Origin of the sequence: Bartonella vinsonii subsp. berkhoffii ATCC 51672 (assembly GCF_902825225.1) — a bacterium.
GTDB classification, from domain to species: Bacteria; Pseudomonadota; Alphaproteobacteria; order Rhizobiales; family Rhizobiaceae; genus Bartonella; species Bartonella berkhoffii.
Genome location: NZ_CADEAK010000240.1, coordinates 1 through 411, shown reverse-complemented (window position 1 = coordinate 411; position 411 = coordinate 1). Strand labels below are relative to the sequence as shown.

General features: G+C 41.8%; 1 protein-coding gene. It reads right to left on the bottom strand.

Features of this window, described 5'->3' with window-relative positions; translation table 11 throughout:
- On the bottom strand, positions 1–411 hold a 411-nt coding region (locus J7R10_RS09090; RefSeq protein WP_208436508.1), incomplete at both ends, for a PHP domain-containing protein.

Genomic DNA, 411 nt, shown 5'->3' with positions numbered 1-411 from the left:
GCAAATCAGAAAACAACGCAACCATTTCATCTTGTGACTTTAAATAATGATCTGGCGTCACACGTGTGCGTTCTGGATTAGAGACAATTTGTCCCTCCGCAACCGCCATCAACGCATCATGTGCTTCATATCCCTGCCTATTCAGAAAAAAGGCCTCATTGGTTGCAACAAGAGGAATTTCATGTGCATAAGCCAACTCAATAAGTGCAGCCTCTATTTTCCGGTCATAGGTGCCATGCCGCTGTAGTTCTACATAAAGACGATCTCCAAAAATTTTTTTTAAATAAGTTAACCGCTCAACAGCACGTTCTTTTCTACCTTCTGCCAAAGAAAAATTAATAGGTCCTCCCTTGCCACCCGTCAAAGCAATTATTCCTTCACTGTGTGACAACAGCCAATCGACTTTGATAT